Raw genomic sequence first — 16,127 nt, forward strand, 5'->3', positions numbered from 1 at the left:
GGGGAGTCGCCCGCAAGGGCGGCGGGGGCAGCGCCCCCTCCCCCCGGGGCGGGACAGAAAGCGGCTTGAGGCACCGCCCACGCCCGGCTAAGCACGGATCGCAAAGGAGCGCGCCCATGTCCATGAATGCCTTCGGCCATCTCTTCCGCGTCACCACCTGGGGCGAAAGCCACGGGCCGGCGCTGGGCGCTACGGTCGACGGCTGCCCGCCCGGCGTGCCAATCGACGAGGCCGCGCTCCAGCACTGGCTGGACCGCCGCAAGCCGGGGCAGAACAAATACACCACGCAACGGCGCGAGGCGGACGCCGTGCGGATCCTGTCCGGCGTGTTCGAAGGTCAGACCACCGGCACTCCGGTGCAGCTGATGATCGAGAACACCGACCAGCGCTCCAAGGATTACGGCGACATCGCCGAGAAGTTCCGCCCCGGCCATGCCGACATCACCTACTGGCAGAAATACGGCATCCGCGACTATCGCGGCGGCGGGCGCTCCTCGGCGCGCGAGACCGCGGCGCGGGTGGCGGCGGGCGGGCTGGCGCGCGCCGCGATCGGCGCGCTGGCCCCGCAGGTGCAGATCACCGGCTACATGGTGCAGATGGGCCCGCACCGGATCGACCGCGACCGTTTCGATTGGGACCAGATCAACGCCAACCCGTTCTGGACCCCGGATGCGCAGGCGGCCGAGGGCTGGGCCAGCTATCTCGACGACCTGCGCAAGTCCGGCAGTTCGGTGGGCGCGGTGATCGAGGTCGTGGCGCGCGGCGTTCCGGCCGGGCTGGGTGCGCCGGTCTATGCCAAGCTGGACACGGATTTGGCCGCCGCGATGATGTCCATCAACGCCGTCAAGGGCGTCGAGATCGGCGAAGGCATGGCCGCGGCCGAATTGACCGGCGAGGGCAATGCCGACGAGATCTTCATGGGCGAGGACGGTCCGGAATACAGCTCGAACCATGCCGGCGGCATCCTGGGCGGGATCTCGACCGGGCAGGACATCGTCGCGCGGTTCGCGGTCAAGCCCACCTCGTCGATCCTGACCCCGCGGCGCACGATCACGAAATCCGGCGAGCCGGCCGAAATCGTCACCAAGGGCCGGCACGACCCCTGCGTGGGCATCCGCGCGGTTCCGGTGGGCGAGGCGATGATGGCCTGCGTGATCCTCGACCACCTGTTGCTGCATCGCGGCCAGATCGGCGGAAACCGTGGCCGCATCGGCTGATCTGCGCCAGCGGCTGCGCGCCCTGGTCGCCGACCAGATGACGCAGGATCCGGCCCATGACCTGGCGCATCTCGACCGGGTCTGGGTCAACGCCCGGACCATCGCCAACGGCATGGCCGACCAACGTGTGTTGCTGGCCGCCAGCTACCTGCACGACCTGGTCAACCTGCCCAAGAACGACCCCGACCGGCACATGGCCTCCCGCCAATCGGCCGAGGCGGCTGCACCGATTCTGCGCGAATTCGGCCTGTCAGAGCCTGAAATCGCCGCCGCCGGCCATGCCATCGCCGCGCACAGCTATTCGGCCGGCATCCCGCCCGAGACCGCCGAGGCGCGCATCCTGCGCGACGCCGACCGGCTGGATGCGCTGGGCGCCATCGGCATCGCGCGCAACTTCTCGGTCTCGGGCTCGCTCGGCCGCGCGCTCTATGATCCCGCAGACCCGTTCTGCGAGCGGCGGGCGCCGGACGATGCGAGGTTCTCGCTGGACCACTGGCGGATCAAGCTGCTGTCACTGCCCGAAGATATGCTGACCGATGCCGGCAGACGGCTGGCGCGCAAGCGGGTTCTGCTGATGCTGCGCTTTCTCTACGATTTCGCCGAAGAGATCGGGACGGACCTGCCGCCTGTGTGGATCTCCAAGTGACCGCGATCCTCGCGATCACCTTCCCGATCTATGCCGCCATCGCGATCGGCTACCTGGCCGTGCGGGCGGGGTGGTTCACACCTTCGGACATGCGCGTGCTGGGTCAATACGTGATGACCGTCGCGCTGCCCGCGCTGCTCTTCGACGCGGTGGCCAGCCGCGACGTTGCCCAGGTGTTCGAGCCGGTCTACATGCTGGCCTTCCTGCTGGGCGGGCTGGCGACCATCGCCCTGGGTTTTGCCTGGTTCACCCTGACCGGGGCCGACCGGCCCCGGCGCGCGGTTGCGGTGATGGGCATGTCCTGCCCGAATTCCGGCTTCATCGGGTTTCCGGTGATGCTGCTGCTCCTCCCCGACCAGGCCGGGGTGATCTTGGCGCTGAACATGCTGGTCGAGAACGTGGTGCTGATTCCGATCTGCCTGATCCTCATGGACCTCGCACGCGGCCCGGCGCAGGGCGGCTTGCCGCGCCGGCTGGCGGCGATCCTGTGGGGCGTGCTGCGCCGCCCGATGGTGATCGGCCTGCTTCTGGGCCTTGCGGTGTCCCTGGCCAGGGTGCCGATCCCCGAGGCCGGCGCGCGGCTCTTGGCGATGTTGGCCGCCTCGGCCGCGGCGCTGTCGCTGGTGGTGATCGGCGGCTCGCTCGCCGGTCTGCCGCTGCGCGGCCAGTTGGCCCGCCCCCTGCAGATCGCGGCCGGCAAGCTGCTGGTGCATCCGGCGATGGTGGCGCTGGCCATCGCCCTGCTCGGCGCGCTGGGCCTGACACTCTCACCGGATTGGCAGGTCGCCGCCATCCTGTCGGCGGCGATGCCGATGTTCGGCATCTACGTGGTGCTGGCGCAGGAACAGGGCCAGGAAGGCATGGCCTCGGTCGCCATGCTGCTGACCACGGTGCTGGGGTTTTTCACACTCTCGGGCTTCCTGGCCGTGCTTGGCTAGGGCCATTCGGCAGGCGCGCTGCCAAGCTGGCTGGCCGGGCGGTCCCAGCGCATCGGACATCCCGCCACAGCGATGGCAGGCCGCAGGCGGAGCGCCGGACCCCAGTCGGTCTGCTCAGGCTCGGGTGCTAGATCCCCCTTATCAGAGCCTGATATGACCGGATCCGCGTCATCCCGATCCATGCCGACCAGGAGTTCCGCGGTGCGTGCCAGGGACAGGCGCGCGCGGTGCGGCACATGCCCTTCGACGGCACGGGCCAAGGCGGACAGCACGGCGGCGGCCATGAAATATCCGGTGGCATGATCCAGTGCTTGCACCGGCAGGGGATGGGGGCGATCGGACCCGGCCCAGCCCATGCCGGCCTCGCCGATGCCGCTGCTCATCTGGACCAGGCTGTCGAAGCCCCGCCGCCCGGACCAGGGTCCGCTCCAGCCATAGGCACAAAGGCTGACCTCGATCGTCGCGGGGGCCAGTTCGGCCCGCCGCGCCGGGTCGATCAGCCCATCCAGCGCACCGGGCCGGTAGCCATGCACCAGAACATCAGCGCGCGACAGCAGGTCTTCGAACCGGGCAACCCCGTCCGGGGACTTGAGGTCGAGATGGGCACAGCGCTTGCCGGGCGTCACCTCGGGGATCACGCCGGGCTCCGTCCAGTCCCTCGGGTCGATCCGCAGCACGTCGGCCCCGAACCCGGCCAACGTCCGCGTGGCCACCGGCCCGGCCAGCACGCGCGTCAGGTCCAGCACGCGCAACCCTGCCAGAGGGCGTTCGCGCGTCGCCGGCCAGGCGCGCAGGGTTCCGTGAGCCGCGCGCCAGGCGACCAGGGGCTCGGCCGCAACTGCCGCCCCCTGCGGATGCGCCAACCAGGCGGCGCGGCTGCGCATCGCCGCCGCGGCGCCGCCGGCCGCGACAACCGCCTGTTCAAGCGCATCGACATCCCAGCGGCGCACCGCAGCGGCCACCTGGTCGCGCTCGGCCTTGACGCCCAGCACCGAAAGCGCCGCCTCCCGGTGATGCGGCGCGTTGGTGTGCAACCGGATCCAGCCATCCCGGCCCCGGTAGTCCCCGGCAACGGCATCCCACAGCGACGGCATCGGCCAGCCCTGCGGATGCAGCGACCAGCCGAACCAGAGCGACGCGAGCCGCCGGTCCACGCTCACCTCGGGGCGGTCGCCCAGGCCCAGCGCCGCGATCAGGTCGGCAACCGCCGCACCGACCGCACCCATCGAGGCCACTGCCAGGCCGGTCACACCGAACCGCGAGCGCCAGGCACCCTGCCCCGTCACGCGATAGGCGCCGGCCCCGAATGCCGTTTCGATCTCAGCCCTCATCGAACGCCTTCCCATACTCCTCACGCAGCGCCTTCTTCTGCACCTTGCCCATCGTGTTCCGGGGCAGCTCCTCGACCAGGATGATCCGCTTGGGCTGCTTGAACTTCGCCAATTGCCCGGCCAGTTTCTCACGTACGGTATCAGGCTCTAAATTGGAGGTTTTGGGCACAACAACGGCCAGAACCGCCTCGCCGAAATCGGGATGCGGCACTCCGATCACGGCGCTTTCCGACACATCCTGCAATTCGTCGATCAAGGCTTCGACCTCTTTCGGATAGACGTTGAAGCCGCCGGTGATGATCAGATCCTTTTCGCGCCCGACGATGGTGACGTAGCCATCGGCATCGATACGGGCCAGATCTCCGGTGATGAACCAGCCGTCGGGCCGCAACTCCTCGGCCGTCTTGTCCGGCATCTGCCAATAGCCCTGGAACACGTTGGGTCCGCGCACCTCGAGGACTCCGATCTCGCCCTGCGGAACCTCTTCGCCCTCGCGCATCACGCGCGCCTCGACCCCGGGCAGGGGAAAGCCCACGGTTCCGGCGCGGCGTTCGCCATCATAGGGGTTCGATGTGCTCATGTTGGTCTCGGTCATGCCATAGCGTTCGAGAATGCGGTGGCCCGTCCGCGCCTCCCATTGCTCGTGGGTCTCGACCAGAAGCGGCGCGGATCCCGAGATGAAGAGCCGCATGTTGGCGGCGCGGTCACGGGTCAGCCGCGGGTCGGCGAGCAGCCGCGTGTAGAAGGTCGGCACGCCCATCAGCGCTGTCGCCTCCGGCATCGCATCGAGGATGGCGGAGGCATCGAACCCCGGTAGAAACACGATCTGCGACCCCGCCACCAGCGCCACGTTCGTTGCGACGAACAGGCCGTGGGTGTGAAAGATCGGCAGCGCGTGGATCAAAACGTCCGCAGCCGTGAAGCGCCAGAGATCCCTGAGTGTCAGCGCGTTGGACGACAGATTGTCATGGCTCAGCATCGCCCCTTTGGACCGCCCCGTGGTGCCGGAGGTGTAGAGGATCGCCGCCAGGTCACCGGGGCCGCGTTGGACCGGCGAAAAACCGGTCTTGGCATCGGCCAGATCGCGCAGACTGCCCTGCCCGGACGCATCCAGGGTCAGCACGGTCGCATCATCGGCGATCCCCTCGGTCTCCGCCTGCCGGGCAGGGTCGCAGACGACCACCGCGGGGCCGGCATCGCGCACGAAATAGGCGACCTCGGCTGCCGTGTAGGCAGTGTTGAGCGGCAGAAACACGCCGCCGGCCATCACCGTACCCAGGTAAAGCTGAATCGCCTCGACGGTCTTGGCGACCTTCACCGCGACCCGGTCCCCGGGCGCGACCCCTTGCGCCGACAGCGCCGCCGCCATCCGCTCGGCACCGGCGAAGAGCTGGCCGAAGGATACGGTTCCGCCATCCGGCAACCGCGCAAACACATCGGCGTCCCGGTCCCGCGAAGCAGCCCCCAGATGCGCGATCAGATGGTTGGCGTCATACATCGGCGGCTCCTGTTTCTGCGGGTGCACAGTGGCGGATTGCGGGGGCGGGAATCAAGTCGTTGATCTTTGCCGGGGAAAGGCGCAGGTTCCCGGCCATGCCGGACTCCTTAACATCGCATCGACCGGTTCTGGCGGTCTCGCTCAAGCTGGGCGCCCTTGTGCTGTTCACTTTCATGTCCGCTCTGGTCAAGGCGCTGTCCGAGGATATCCCGGCCGGAGAGGCGGTCTTCTTCCGTTCGTTCTTTGCCATTCCGGTGATCCTGGTCTGGCTGGTGGCGCGGGGCGAGCTGCGCCGGGGCCTCGTGGCCAAGCGCCCGATGGGGCATTTCTGGCGCGGGGTGCTGGGCACCACGGCCATGGGCCTGACCTTCACCGGGCTGGGGCTGCTGCCGCTGCCCGAGGTGACGGCCATTGGCTATGCCACGCCGATCTTCACCCTGATCCTGGCCGCGATCATGCTGGGAGAGCGGATCCGCCTGATCCGCATCGGGGCGGTGGCCATTGGCCTGCTGGGCGTTCTCATCATGCTCTGGCCGCGGCTGGGATCCGGCACGCCCGCGACCGACGCGGCGACCCTCGGCGCGCTCTGCATCCTGGCCGCGACGGTCGCGCGAGCCTTCGTGCAGATCCACATCCGCCAATTGGTGCAGGTCGATCACGCGGCGGCCATCGTGTTCTACTTCTCAGTGACCGCCTCGCTGCTGGCCCTGCTGACCGTGTTCTTCGGATGGGTCGTCCCGACGCCCCGGCAGGCGATCATGCTGGTCGCCACCGGCCTGATCGGCGGCGTGGCGCAGATCCTGGTGACCTCCTCCTACCGCTTCGGCCAGGCCTCGATGCTGGCGCCCTACGACTACACCTCGATGCTGCTCGCGATCGCCATCGGCTATGTCTGGTTCGCCGAATTGCCGACCCTGGTGATGCTCGCAGGCGCCGGGCTGGTGATCGCGGGCAACGTCCTGGTGATCTGGCGCGAACATCAGCTGGGCCTGGAACGCGGCAAGGCACGCGCGGTCACGGACCCCAAAAGCTGAGCTTTACGTTTCCGCCTCAGCCCCTAGGGTGGCGGCGACGACAGCAAAGGGGGTTCCCGATGAGCGACACGCAGGAACACAAGGACAAGATGAAAGCGGTCCAGGCCCGGCAGCGCGCCAAGGTGGCCGAAACCCGCGATCCGGGCCGGGGCCTGGTGCTGATCCACACCGGCAAGGGCAAGGGCAAATCCTCCTCGGCCTGGGGCGTGGTCATCCGGGCCCTGGGCTGGGGCCAGAAGGTCGCTGTCGTCCAGTTCATCAAGGGCAAGTGGAAGACCGGCGAGCGGCGGTTCTTCGAGGAACATGGCGGCGTCACCTGGCACACGATGGGTGAAGGCTTCACCTGGGACACCCAGGACCGCGACCGCGACATCGCCGCGGCACAGGCGGCCTTCGGCAAGGCCTGTGACCTGATGGCGGGCGGAGATTACGACCTGGTGGTGCTGGACGAGATCAACATCGCGCTACGCTACGAATATCTGAGCGTCGAGGCGGTTCTGGACGGGCTCAAGGCCCGCTCCGAGCGCACCGGCGTGATCTTGACCGGGCGCGACGCGCCCGAAGCCCTGTGCGACTATGCCGATCTCGTGACCGAGATGACCGAGGTGAAACACCCGTTCCAGGCCGGCATCAAGGCCCAGCGCGGCGTAGATTTCTGACGCCGCGCCCCGCTTTCCTCTCGCCGCAAATACCTCGGGGGAGTCGCCCGCAGGGCGGCGGGGGCAGCGCCCCCGAACCGCGCCGGGTCAGGCCCGCACCAGATCCTCATAGGCGCCGGCGATCTGACGGGTCAGGTCACCGACCTCGAACCTGTAGTCGCCGATCTGGCCCACCGGCGTCACCTCTGCGGCGGTTCCGGTCAGCCAGCACTGCTCGAATCCCGACATTTCCTCGGGCAGGATGTGGCGCTCATGCACCTTGATCCCGCGATCCCGCAGCATCTGCAGGACGGTCTGGCGGGTGATGCCGTTCAGAAAGCAATCGGGAAGCGGCGTGTGCACCTCGCCGTCCTTGACGAAGAAGATGTTGGCCCCGGTCGCCTCGGCCACGTAGCCGCGGTAATCCATGAACAGGGCGTCGGAACAGCCCTTGGCCTCGGCCTTGTGCTTGGAGATCGTGCAGATCATGTAAAGCCCCGCCGCCTTGGCATGCACCGGGATGGTCTCGGGGCTGGGCCGTTTCCATTCCGAGATGTCGAGCCTGGCACCCTGCATCTTGGCGTCGCCGTAATAGGCGCCCCAGGGCCAGACCGCGACCGCCATCCGTACCGGGTTGCGGGCCGAGGCCACGCCCATGTCCTCGCCCGAGCCACGCCAAACCACCGCGCGGACATAGGCGTCGCGCAACCCGCTGGCCTCCAGCGCCTCGGCCTTGGCCGCCTCGATCTGGTCGACCGACCACGGCATCGGCATGTCCAGCGCCTCGGCCGAGGCGATCAGCCGCTCGGAATGCGCCCGGCTCTTGAAGATCTTGCCGTTATAGGCGCGCTCGCCCTCGAAGACCGAGGATGCGTAGTGCATCGCATGGCTCAGCACGTGGACCTTCGCCTCGCGCCAGTCCACCATCTCTCCATCCATCCAGATCACGCCGTCGCGATCGTCATATGCCGCCATGCCCATTCTCCTGAGCTGAGTGTTTTCCCGTTTGTTGCGCAGGCTAGGGCCGGATCGGACATAAAGTTGCGCAAATTCTGCGATTCGATACCGGTTCGCTCTTGGAGTGTCAATAAGACTGACATAAAGTGATGGCCAGGCAAGAAAGAGGTCCGGAATGACAGAGGCGCGCGGCGCTCCGGTCTATGGCGGGGAAACCCTGCTGTATCTGACCGACGAGCAATTGCGGCAGGGGATCGAGGCGATGTTCTTCGCCTATCGCGGCTTCACCGCCGATCCCGACCGAATCCTGGCGGAACTGGCCTATGGCCGGGCGCATCACCGGGCCGTGCATTTCATCAACCGCGCGCCGGGCACCACGGTGAACAACCTCTTGGCGATACTCGGGGTTACCAAGCAATCGCTGAACCGGGTGCTGCGCACCCTGATCGCCGACGGGCTGGTCGAAAGCCGGGTGGGTAACATCGACAAGCGCGAGCGGCATCTCTACCTGACCGACGCCGGCGCGGCGCTGGAGGCGCAGCTGTCGGACGCCCAGCGCGCCCGCATGCGCGCCGCCTATCGCGCCGCCGGCCCCGAGGCGGTCGCCGGATTCCGCCGGGTGCTGGAGGCGATGATGGATCCGGACATGCGGCGCGCCTACCGCAAGCTGCGGGATGGCCCGGCATGAGCGATTTCGACGCCCATCTGCTGATCGTCGACGATGACGAGCGGATCCGCGACCTGCTCAAGAAGTTCCTGATCCGCAACGGGTTCCTGGTCACCGCCGCGCGCGACGCCGAACATGCCCGCCGGGTGCTGGCGGGGCTGGATTTCGACATGATCGTGCTGGACGTGATGATGCCCGGCGAGGACGGGGTCAGCCTGACCCGGTCGCTGCGCGAGACGCTGGAGACGCCGGTCCTGCTGCTGACCGCGCGCGGCGACACCGAACACCGCATTGCCGGGCTCGAGGCCGGCGCCGACGACTATCTGCCCAAACCGTTCGAACCCAAGGAACTGCTGCTCAGGATCAACGCGATCCTGCGGCGCATGCCCGAGACCGCGGCACAGGACAACGCGCCGAAATTCCTGCAGCTGGGCCCGATCCGATACGACATCGAGCGCGGCGAGATGTGGCAGGGCGAGGACCTGGTGCGCCTGACCGCGACCGAAAGCCAGTTGATGAAGATCTTTTCGGCACAGCCCGGCGAACCGGTCAGCCGCACCAAGCTGGTCGAGGACCTGGGCCGCGACCGGGGCCAGGCGCAGGAACGCGCGGTGGACGTCCAGGTGACGCGCCTGCGCCGCAAGATCGAGCCCAACCCCAAGCAACCGCGCTATTTGCAGACGGTGCGCGGCGCGGGTTACATGCTGGCACCTGACTGATCCTGTAGCCGCTGCGCGGCGATTTAGTGCCGCCAGCGGAGGTATTTCTGGCCAGATGAAGGACGGATCGCGATGAAGACCGCACTTGTCACCCATGCCGACTGCCTGGAGCACGAGACGCCCGAAGGCCATCCCGAGCGGGTGGCCCGGCTCGAGCATGTGCTGCACGCGCTTGCGCCGCTCGACCTGGAACGGGTCACCGCGCCGATGGCGGCCGAGGACGACATCCTGCGCATTCACCCGGCCGCCCATCTGGACATGCTGCGCAGAACAAGTCCCGAGCGCGGTTTCGCGCGGATCGACGGCGACACCTTCCTGTCGCCGGGATCCCTGGCCGCCGCGTTCCGCGCGGCCGGCGCCGCCGTACGGGCGGTCGACATGGTGCTGGGCGGCGAAGCGCCCAACGCCTTCTGCGCGGTCCGCCCGCCGGGTCATCATGCCGAGCATGACACGGCGATGGGGTTCTGCCTGTTCGGCAACGCCGCGCTGGCGGTGAAACATGCGCTGGACCATCACGGGTTGAGCCGGGTGGCGGTGGTCGATTTCGACGTGCATCACGGCAACGGCACCCAGGACCTGCTGTGGGACGAGCCGCGCGCGTTGGTCGTGACCAGCCAGCAGATGCCGCTCTGGCCCGGATCGGGGCGGCGCGACGAGACCGGCGCGCATGACAACATCCTGAACCTGCCGCTGGATCCCGGATCGGGCGGGGCCGAGATGCGCGCGATATACGAGCGCGAGGCGTTTCCCCGCCTCCGCGCCTTCCGCCCCGAACTGATCGTGGTCTCGGCCGGTTTCGACGCGCATCAGGACGATCCGCTGGCCAATCTGGCCTGGTCCACCGGCGATTTCGCCTGGATCACCGCCGAGCTGTGCAAGCTGGCCGGCGCGCTTTGCGGCGGGCGTCTCGTCTCGACTCTCGAAGGCGGGTATGATCTGAACGCGCTGGCGGCCGCGTGCCGGGCGCATGTTGAGGAACTGACAAAGGCGGTGAGATGAGCGACACGCCCGTTGAGGAAATGACATTCGAACAGGCCATGAAGGAGCTTGAGGCCGTGGTCGGCCAACTGGAGCGCGGCGACGTGGCTCTGGACCAGTCGATCACGCTCTACGAGCGCGGCGCGGCGCTGAAGAAGCGTTGCGAGGCCGAGCTGCAGCGCGCCGAGGAGAAGGTGGCCGCGATCACGCTGGACGCCGAGGGCCAGCCGACCGGGACCGCAGCCGTCGACCCGGGCTGATGTTCCGCGACACGCTGGCCGCCGACGCCGTCCGGCTGCAGGCGCAGTTCGACCGGGTGCTGGGTGGTCTGGACGATCTGCCGGTGACACGCGCGATGCGCCACGCCACCACGGGCGGCAAGGCCCTGCGCGGGTTCCTGGTGCTGGAGAGCGCGCGGCTGCATGACGTGGCCGAGGCGCGCGCGATCTGGCCCGCCACCGCCATCGAGGCTATGCACGCCTACAGCCTGGTGCATGACGACCTGCCCTGCATGGATGACGACGACCTGCGCCGCGGCCGCCCGACTGTGCATGTGGCCTGGGACCAGGCGACCGCGGTTTTGGCGGGCGACGCGCTGCAGGCGCTGGCGTTCGAATTGGCCGCGCACCCCGAGGCCGGTCCGCCCGAGATCCGGGCCGAACTGGCGCTGACGCTGGCGCGCGCCGGCGGCATGGCGGGCATGGTGCTGGGCCAGGCGCTGGACATCGCCGCCGAAAGCGCCGCCGAGGCGCTGGCGCTGGAGCAGATCACCCGGCTGCAGGCGGGCAAGACCGGAGCGCTGATCGAATGGGCCGCCACCGCCGGCGCGCGTCTGGCCGGGGCCGACCCGGACCCGTTGCGCCAATATGCCCGGGCTCTGGGGCTTGCCTTTCAGATCGCCGACGACATTCTGGATGTCGAGGGCGATGTGCGGAAGGCGGGCAAGCGCCTGCAAAAGGACGCAAGCGCGGGCAAGGCGACCTTCGTGTCGCTGCTGGGGCTGGACCCGGCCCGCAAACGGGCCGCCGAACTGGTGGAGGCGGCCTGCGACGCGGTGTCGGTGCATGGCGCCCGGGCCGAAACCTTGCAGCAGGCCGCGCGCTTCGTTATTGCCCGCGACAGCTAGCCGATTGGGGACAAGATGTCTGACCGTCCGAACACGCCATTGCTGGACCGGGTAAGCCGCCCGGCGGATCTCAAGCAGTTCTCGGACGGCCAGCTTGTGCAGTTGGCCAGCGAATTGCGGGCCGAGACCATTTCGGCCGTGTCGCAGACCGGCGGGCATCTGGGCGCCGGGCTGGGTGTGGTGGAACTGACGGTGGCGCTGCACGCGATTTTCGACACGCCGCGCGACAAGATCGTCTGGGACGTGGGGCACCAGTGCTATCCGCACAAGATCCTGACCGGCCGCCGCGACCGGATCCGCACCTTGCGACAGAAGGACGGGCTGAGCGGCTTCACCAAGCGCGCCGAGAGCCCCTATGATGCGTTCGGCGCCGCGCACAGCTCGACCTCGATCAGTGCGGCGCTCGGGTTTTCCGTGGCGCGTGACCTGGGCGGGGTGACGCCCGAGGGGCTGGGCGACGCCATAGCGGTGATCGGCGACGGCGCGATGAGCGCCGGCATGGCCTTCGAGGCGATGAACAACGCGGGCCATCTGGGCAAGCGCCTGATCGTCATCCTCAACGACAACGAGATGAGCATCGCCCCGCCCACCGGGGCGTTGTCGAGTTACCTCTCGCGGCTCTACGCCGAGGAACCGTTCCAGGAGCTCAAGGCCGCCGCCAAGGGCGCGGTATCCCTGCTACCCCAGCCGTTCCGCGAGGGGGCCAAGCGCGCCAAGGACATGCTCAAGGGCATGGCGATGGGCGGCACGCTGTTCGAGTCGCTGGGCTTTTCCTATATCGGCCCGATCGACGGGCATGACCTGCACCAGATCCTGCCGATCCTGCGCATGGTCAAGACGCGGGCCACCGGCCCCATCCTGATCCACGCGCTGACCCGCAAGGGCAAGGGCTATGCCCCGGCCGAGACCGCGCGTGACAAGGGCCATGCCACCGCCAAGTTCGACGTTGTAACCGGCGAGCAGAAAAAGGCGCCTTCAAACGCGCCCAGCTATACGTCGGTGTTCGGCAAGGCGCTGGTGGACGAGGCATCTCGGGATGACAAGATCGTCGCGGTCACCGCGGCGATGCCGGACGGCACCGGGCTGAACCTCTTTGCCGAACGCTACCCGTCGCGCTGTTTCGACGTGGGCATCGCCGAGCAGCACGGCGTGACCTTCTCGGCGGCGCTGGCGGCGGGCGGGATGAAGCCGTTCTGCGCGATCTATTCCACCTTCCTGCAACGCGGCTATGACCAGGTGGTGCATGACGTGGCGATCCAGCGCCTGCCGGTGCGGTTCGCCATCGACCGCGCCGGGCTGGTGGGCGCCGACGGCGCGACCCATGCCGGGGCCTTCGACATTGCCTACATGGCCACCCTGCCCGGCATGGTGGTCATGGCCGCTGCCGACGAGGCCGAGCTGAAACACATGGTCGCCACTGCCGCGGCGCATGACGACGGCCCCATCGCCTTCCGTTACCCGCGCGGCGAAGGGGCGGGGGTCGAGCTGCCCGAACGCGGCGAGGTGCTGGAGATCGGCAAGGGCCGGATGATCCGGGACGGCTCGCGCGTGGCGATCCTGTCCTTCGGGACCAGGCTGGCCGAGGTCGAAAAGGCCGCCGAGGCGCTGGCGGCCAAGGGCATCACCCCCACCGTGGCCGACGCACGTTTCGCCAAGCCTTTGGACCGCGACCTGATCCTGCAACTGGCGGCGGATCACGAGGCGCTGATCACCATCGAGGAAGGCGCCATCGGCGGCTTCGGCAGCCATGTGGCGCAATTGCTGGCGGATGCGGGTGTCTTCGACAGCGGCCTGAAGTTCCGCCAGATGGTCCTGCCCGACATCTTCATCGACCAGGCCAGCCCCGCGGACATGTACGCGGTCGCGGGCATGAATGCCGAGCAGATCGAGGCGAAGGTGCTGGACGTGCTGGGCGTGACGCGGATCGGAGAGAAACGGGCCTAGCTACTGCGCCGTGGTATCGGCCTGCAGCGCCTCCAGCCCTGCCCGGTAGTCCGGGTAAAGCAGCTCGACGCCCAGCTCCGCCTTGATCCGGTCGTTGCGCACTCGCTTGTTCTCGGAATAGAAGCTGCGCGCCATCGGCGTCATATCGGCCTCCTCAAATGGCACCGCGGGCGGCAGGGGCAGCCCCTGCAACTCGGCGGCATAGGCGATCACGTCCTGCGGCGGCACCGGTTCGTCGTCGCAGACATTGTAGATCGCGCCGGGATCCGGCCGCGCCATCGAGGCCGCCAGAACCTGCGCGATGTCGTCCACATGGATGCGGCTGAACACCTGCCCCGGCTTGATGACCCGCCGCAGGCCGCCCCGCTTGAGCTTCGAGAACGGCCCGCGCCCCGGGCCATAGATCCCGGCCAGGCGAAAGATGTGCAGCGGCAGGCCGGGGATCGCCGCCCATTGCCGCTCGGCCTCGGCGCGCCAGCGGCCGCGTCGGGCCGTGGGCGCGGGCGGTGTCGTCTCGTCCACCCAATCGCCGCCGTGGTCGCCATAGACGGACGTGGTGGACAGGTAGCCGACCCAGGTGAACTGGCCCGCGCGCGCCGCGATCTGATCGCCCAGCGCGGCCAGAACCGGGTCGCCTTCACCCGTGGGCGCGGTCGAGATCAACAGGTGGCTCACCCCGTCCAGGTCTGGCGCCGCGCCCGGCCAAACCATCGGTTCGGCGCCCGACGCGCGGATCGCCGCAAGCTGGGCAGGGTCGCGGGTCGTTCCGATGACGCGCCAGCCTTGCGGCGCAAGCCGTCGCGACAGAGTGCGGGCGGAATATCCGTGTCCAAAGGAAAACAGTGTGCCGGTCATGGCCAATTGATGATGCGGTGGCCCACGGGATGCAAGCGCCGGATGGACGCACTTGATTCGAATCCCCCGATGACCGCTTGATGGGGCATGACCCGCAAGACGCCGGACCTGCATGCCGCCTACGCGCTGGACTCCCCCGAGGAGTCCCGCCGCCTCTATGCGCAATGGGCCGAGGATTACGACCAGGGTTTCGCCGCGCGCGAAGATTACATGCTGCCGCTGCACACTGCGCGCGCCTTTGCCACGGCCGGCGGCCAGGGGCCGGTCCTGGATGTCGGCGCGGGAACCGGGCTGTGCGGCGCGGTCCTGTCCCAGTTCGGCCTTGGCCCCATCGACGCCACCGATATCAGCGCCGAGATGCTGGACCGGGCGATGACCAAGGACATCTATCGTGACGCCATCGTCGCCGATCTGAACGTGGGGATTCCCGCCCCCGCCGACAGCTATGCGGGAATCGTATCCTCGGGCACATTCACCCTCGGCCATGTCGGCCCATCCGCCCTGCCCAACCTTCTGGACGTTGCGCGCCGGGGCGCGCAATTCGCCATCTCGATCAACGCGCAGCACTATGCCGAGGCCGGTTTCGATGCAGCCTTTGCCGACCTTCAAAGGGACCGGATCTCGGACTTCACCCTGACCGAGGTGCGGATCTACGGCGATTTGGCCGCCGGCCCCAACAAGGACGACACCGCCCTGATCGCGCTCTTCGAGAAATCCTGAGCGGCGATCCGCCCTTCATCTGTCTGGAAACACCCAAGGGGAGTCGCCAGAAGGGCGGCGAGGACGGAGCCCCCTAGCGCCCCTTCCACTCGGGCGCACGCTTCTCGGCAAAGGCGCGGGCGCCTTCCAGCTGATCCTCCGACGAATAAAGGGTATCGACGGTGGCAAACTGCCGCCGGGTGATCCGGTTCATCGCGTCCTGGAACTTCAGATCCTCGGCCTCGCGCACGATTTCCTTGATCGCGGCATAGACCAGCGGCGGCCCCGCGGCCAGCAGGTCGGCCAGCTCTCGGGCGCGCGCCATCAGCTGCTCTTGCGGCAGGATCTCGTTGACCAGCCCCCATCGATGCGCCTCGGCGGCATCGAACCAGCGCCCGGTCAGCAACAGCTCCATGGCGATGTGATAGGGGATGCGCCTGGGCAGCTTGACACTGGCGGCGTCCGCCACTGTGCCCGAGCGGATCTCGGGCAGGGCAAAGCTGGCGTGATCTGCGGCCAGGATCAGGTCAGCGCTCAGCGCCAGTTCCAGCCCGCCGCCGCAGGCAATTCCGTTGACCGCCGCGATCACCGGCTTGTTCATGTCGCGCAGCTCCTGCAGCCCGCCGAACCCGCCAACGCCATAGTCGCCATCCACCGCATCGCCCTCGGCGGCCGCCTTCAGATCCCATCCGGGGCAGAAGAACTTGTCGCCCCCGCCGGTCAGGATCGCCACCCGCAAGCTGTCGTCGTCGCGGAACTCCCGAAACACCTCGCCCATGATCCGGCTGGTGTTCAGGTCGATCGCGTTCGCCTTGGGGCGGTCCAGAACCACCTCCAGCACCGCGCCGTTGCGTTGGGTCTTCACCGGGCCGTCGGTCAT

17 protein-coding genes are annotated in these 16,127 nt (G+C 68.3%); 12 read left to right on the plus strand and 5 right to left on the minus strand.

The features are described 5' to 3' along the window. The first annotated feature begins 116 nt into the window (after window positions 1-116). From aroC to BMX57_RS17120, 3 genes are read left to right on the plus strand one after another with little or no spacing between them, the layout of a single operon-like run. A complete protein-coding gene (gene aroC, locus BMX57_RS17110; protein ID WP_092370042.1) occupies window positions 117-1,217 on the plus strand; it encodes a chorismate synthase in 1,101 nt (366 codons plus the stop codon). Next, window positions 1,201-1,863 (plus strand): HD domain-containing protein, encoded by a 663-nt coding sequence (locus BMX57_RS17115; protein ID WP_092370045.1) that lies wholly within the window; start codon window positions 1,201-1,203, stop codon window positions 1,861-1,863. Before aroC ends, BMX57_RS17115 begins: the two co-directional genes overlap by 17 nt. Next, complete coding sequence (locus BMX57_RS17120) at window positions 1,860-2,801, plus strand: AEC family transporter (RefSeq protein WP_092370048.1); 942 nt, start codon at window positions 1,860-1,862, stop codon at window positions 2,799-2,801. Before BMX57_RS17115 ends, BMX57_RS17120 begins: the two co-directional genes overlap by 4 nt. Here the strand turns inward: BMX57_RS17120 and BMX57_RS17125 are convergent. Beyond that, window positions 2,798-4,132, minus strand: coding sequence for a CoA transferase (locus tag BMX57_RS17125; RefSeq protein ID WP_177175488.1), 1,335 nt, complete (start codon window positions 4,130-4,132; stop codon window positions 2,798-2,800). The genes BMX57_RS17120 and BMX57_RS17125 overlap by 4 nt on opposite strands. Continuing rightward, window positions 4,122-5,630: a malonate--CoA ligase gene (locus tag BMX57_RS17130; protein WP_092370054.1), complete on the minus strand. Its 1,509-nt coding sequence runs from the start codon at window positions 5,628-5,630 to the stop codon at window positions 4,122-4,124. The genes BMX57_RS17125 and BMX57_RS17130 overlap by 11 nt, the downstream gene beginning before the upstream one ends. A 95-nt stretch (window positions 5,631-5,725) precedes the next feature. Here BMX57_RS17130 and BMX57_RS17135 point away from each other — a divergent pair, with 95 nt between their 5' ends. Next, window positions 5,726-6,664: a DMT family transporter gene (locus BMX57_RS17135; RefSeq protein WP_092370057.1), complete on the plus strand. Its 939-nt coding sequence runs from the start codon at window positions 5,726-5,728 to the stop codon at window positions 6,662-6,664. Between the two features lie 59 nt (window positions 6,665-6,723). Further along, the gene (gene cobO / locus BMX57_RS17140; RefSeq protein ID WP_092370059.1) at window positions 6,724-7,323 is read left to right on the plus strand and encodes a cob(I)yrinic acid a,c-diamide adenosyltransferase; all 600 of its coding nucleotides are present in this window, start codon (window positions 6,724-6,726) and stop codon (window positions 7,321-7,323) included. A gap of 87 nt (window positions 7,324-7,410) precedes the next feature. On the opposite strand, the gene BMX57_RS17145 is transcribed toward cobO, so the two are convergent. Continuing rightward, a complete protein-coding gene (locus tag BMX57_RS17145; protein WP_092370063.1) occupies window positions 7,411-8,277 on the minus strand; it encodes a branched-chain amino acid aminotransferase in 867 nt (288 codons plus the stop codon). 157 nt (window positions 8,278-8,434) lie between these two features. On the opposite strand from BMX57_RS17145, the gene BMX57_RS17150 reads away from it, so the two are divergent. From BMX57_RS17150 to dxs, 6 genes are all read left to right on the plus strand, one after another. After that, window positions 8,435-8,947 carry a MarR family winged helix-turn-helix transcriptional regulator gene (locus BMX57_RS17150; RefSeq protein ID WP_092370066.1) on the plus strand — a complete coding sequence of 171 codons (513 nt, stop codon included), beginning with the start codon at window positions 8,435-8,437 and terminating at the stop codon, window positions 8,945-8,947. Further along, on the plus strand, window positions 8,944-9,645 hold the full coding sequence (locus BMX57_RS17155; protein WP_092370069.1) for a response regulator: 702 nt from the start codon (window positions 8,944-8,946) through the stop codon (window positions 9,643-9,645). Before BMX57_RS17150 ends, BMX57_RS17155 begins: the two co-directional genes overlap by 4 nt. Before the next feature lie 72 nt (window positions 9,646-9,717). Continuing rightward, window positions 9,718-10,644, plus strand: a complete 927-nt coding sequence (locus tag BMX57_RS17160; RefSeq protein ID WP_092370072.1) for a histone deacetylase family protein — start codon at window positions 9,718-9,720, stop codon at window positions 10,642-10,644. Next, on the plus strand, window positions 10,641-10,883 hold the full coding sequence (locus BMX57_RS17165) for an exodeoxyribonuclease VII small subunit (RefSeq protein WP_092370076.1): 243 nt from the start codon (window positions 10,641-10,643) through the stop codon (window positions 10,881-10,883). Before BMX57_RS17160 ends, BMX57_RS17165 begins: the two co-directional genes overlap by 4 nt. Beyond that, on the plus strand, window positions 10,883-11,749 hold the full coding sequence (locus BMX57_RS17170; RefSeq protein WP_092370078.1) for a polyprenyl synthetase family protein: 867 nt from the start codon (window positions 10,883-10,885) through the stop codon (window positions 11,747-11,749). The genes BMX57_RS17165 and BMX57_RS17170 overlap by 1 nt, the downstream gene beginning before the upstream one ends. Before the next feature lie 15 nt (window positions 11,750-11,764). Further along, entirely contained in the window at window positions 11,765-13,693 is a 1,929-nt protein-coding gene (dxs, locus tag BMX57_RS17175) for a 1-deoxy-D-xylulose-5-phosphate synthase (RefSeq protein WP_092370081.1), read from the plus strand. On the opposite strand, the gene BMX57_RS17180 is transcribed toward dxs, so the two are convergent. Further along, on the minus strand, window positions 13,694-14,548 hold the full coding sequence (locus BMX57_RS17180; protein WP_092370084.1) for an SDR family oxidoreductase: 855 nt from the start codon (window positions 14,546-14,548) through the stop codon (window positions 13,694-13,696). An 87-nt stretch (window positions 14,549-14,635) separates the two neighbouring features. Here BMX57_RS17180 and BMX57_RS17185 point away from each other — a divergent pair, with 87 nt between their 5' ends. Next, window positions 14,636-15,268, plus strand: a complete 633-nt coding sequence (locus BMX57_RS17185; RefSeq protein ID WP_092370086.1) for a class I SAM-dependent DNA methyltransferase — start codon at window positions 14,636-14,638, stop codon at window positions 15,266-15,268. 73 nt (window positions 15,269-15,341) lie between these two features. Here BMX57_RS17185 and BMX57_RS17190 read toward each other — a convergent pair whose 3' ends face one another. Next, a complete protein-coding gene (locus BMX57_RS17190) occupies window positions 15,342-16,127 on the minus strand; it encodes a carnitinyl-CoA dehydratase (protein WP_092370089.1) in 786 nt (261 codons plus the stop codon).

This window comes from Cribrihabitans marinus, from assembly GCF_900109035.1.
In the GTDB taxonomy this organism is placed as follows: Bacteria; Pseudomonadota; Alphaproteobacteria; order Rhodobacterales; family Rhodobacteraceae; genus Cribrihabitans; species Cribrihabitans marinus.

What these genes read in the sequence shown, in the direction of transcription:
- aroC (WP_092370042.1), top strand. Translation starts at nt 117, where the DNA reads ATGTCCATGAATGCCTTCGGCCATCTCTTCCGCGTCACCACCTGGGGC.
- BMX57_RS17125 (WP_177175488.1), bottom strand. Translation starts at nt 4,132, where the DNA reads ATGAGGGCTGAGATCGAAACGGCATTCGGGGCCGGCGCCTATCGCGTG.
- BMX57_RS17130 (WP_092370054.1), bottom strand. Translation starts at nt 5,630, where the DNA reads ATGTATGACGCCAACCATCTGATCGCGCATCTGGGGGCTGCTTCGCGG.
- BMX57_RS17135 (WP_092370057.1), top strand. Translation starts at nt 5,726, where the DNA reads ATGCCGGACTCCTTAACATCGCATCGACCGGTTCTGGCGGTCTCGCTC.
- cobO (WP_092370059.1), top strand. Translation starts at nt 6,724, where the DNA reads ATGAGCGACACGCAGGAACACAAGGACAAGATGAAAGCGGTCCAGGCC.
- BMX57_RS17145 (WP_092370063.1), bottom strand. Translation starts at nt 8,277, where the DNA reads ATGGCGGCATATGACGATCGCGACGGCGTGATCTGGATGGATGGAGAG.
- BMX57_RS17150 (WP_092370066.1), top strand. Translation starts at nt 8,435, where the DNA reads ATGACAGAGGCGCGCGGCGCTCCGGTCTATGGCGGGGAAACCCTGCTG.
- BMX57_RS17155 (WP_092370069.1), top strand. Translation starts at nt 8,944, where the DNA reads ATGAGCGATTTCGACGCCCATCTGCTGATCGTCGACGATGACGAGCGG.
- BMX57_RS17160 (WP_092370072.1), top strand. Translation starts at nt 9,718, where the DNA reads ATGAAGACCGCACTTGTCACCCATGCCGACTGCCTGGAGCACGAGACG.
- BMX57_RS17165 (WP_092370076.1), top strand. Translation starts at nt 10,641, where the DNA reads ATGAGCGACACGCCCGTTGAGGAAATGACATTCGAACAGGCCATGAAG.
- BMX57_RS17170 (WP_092370078.1), top strand. Translation starts at nt 10,883, where the DNA reads ATGTTCCGCGACACGCTGGCCGCCGACGCCGTCCGGCTGCAGGCGCAG.
- dxs (WP_092370081.1), top strand. Translation starts at nt 11,765, where the DNA reads ATGTCTGACCGTCCGAACACGCCATTGCTGGACCGGGTAAGCCGCCCG.
- BMX57_RS17180 (WP_092370084.1), bottom strand. Translation starts at nt 14,548, where the DNA reads ATGACCGGCACACTGTTTTCCTTTGGACACGGATATTCCGCCCGCACT.
- BMX57_RS17185 (WP_092370086.1), top strand. Translation starts at nt 14,636, where the DNA reads ATGACCCGCAAGACGCCGGACCTGCATGCCGCCTACGCGCTGGACTCC.
- BMX57_RS17190 (WP_092370089.1), bottom strand. Translation starts at nt 16,127, where the DNA reads ATGACCGACGGCCCGGTGAAGACCCAACGCAACGGCGCGGTGCTGGAG.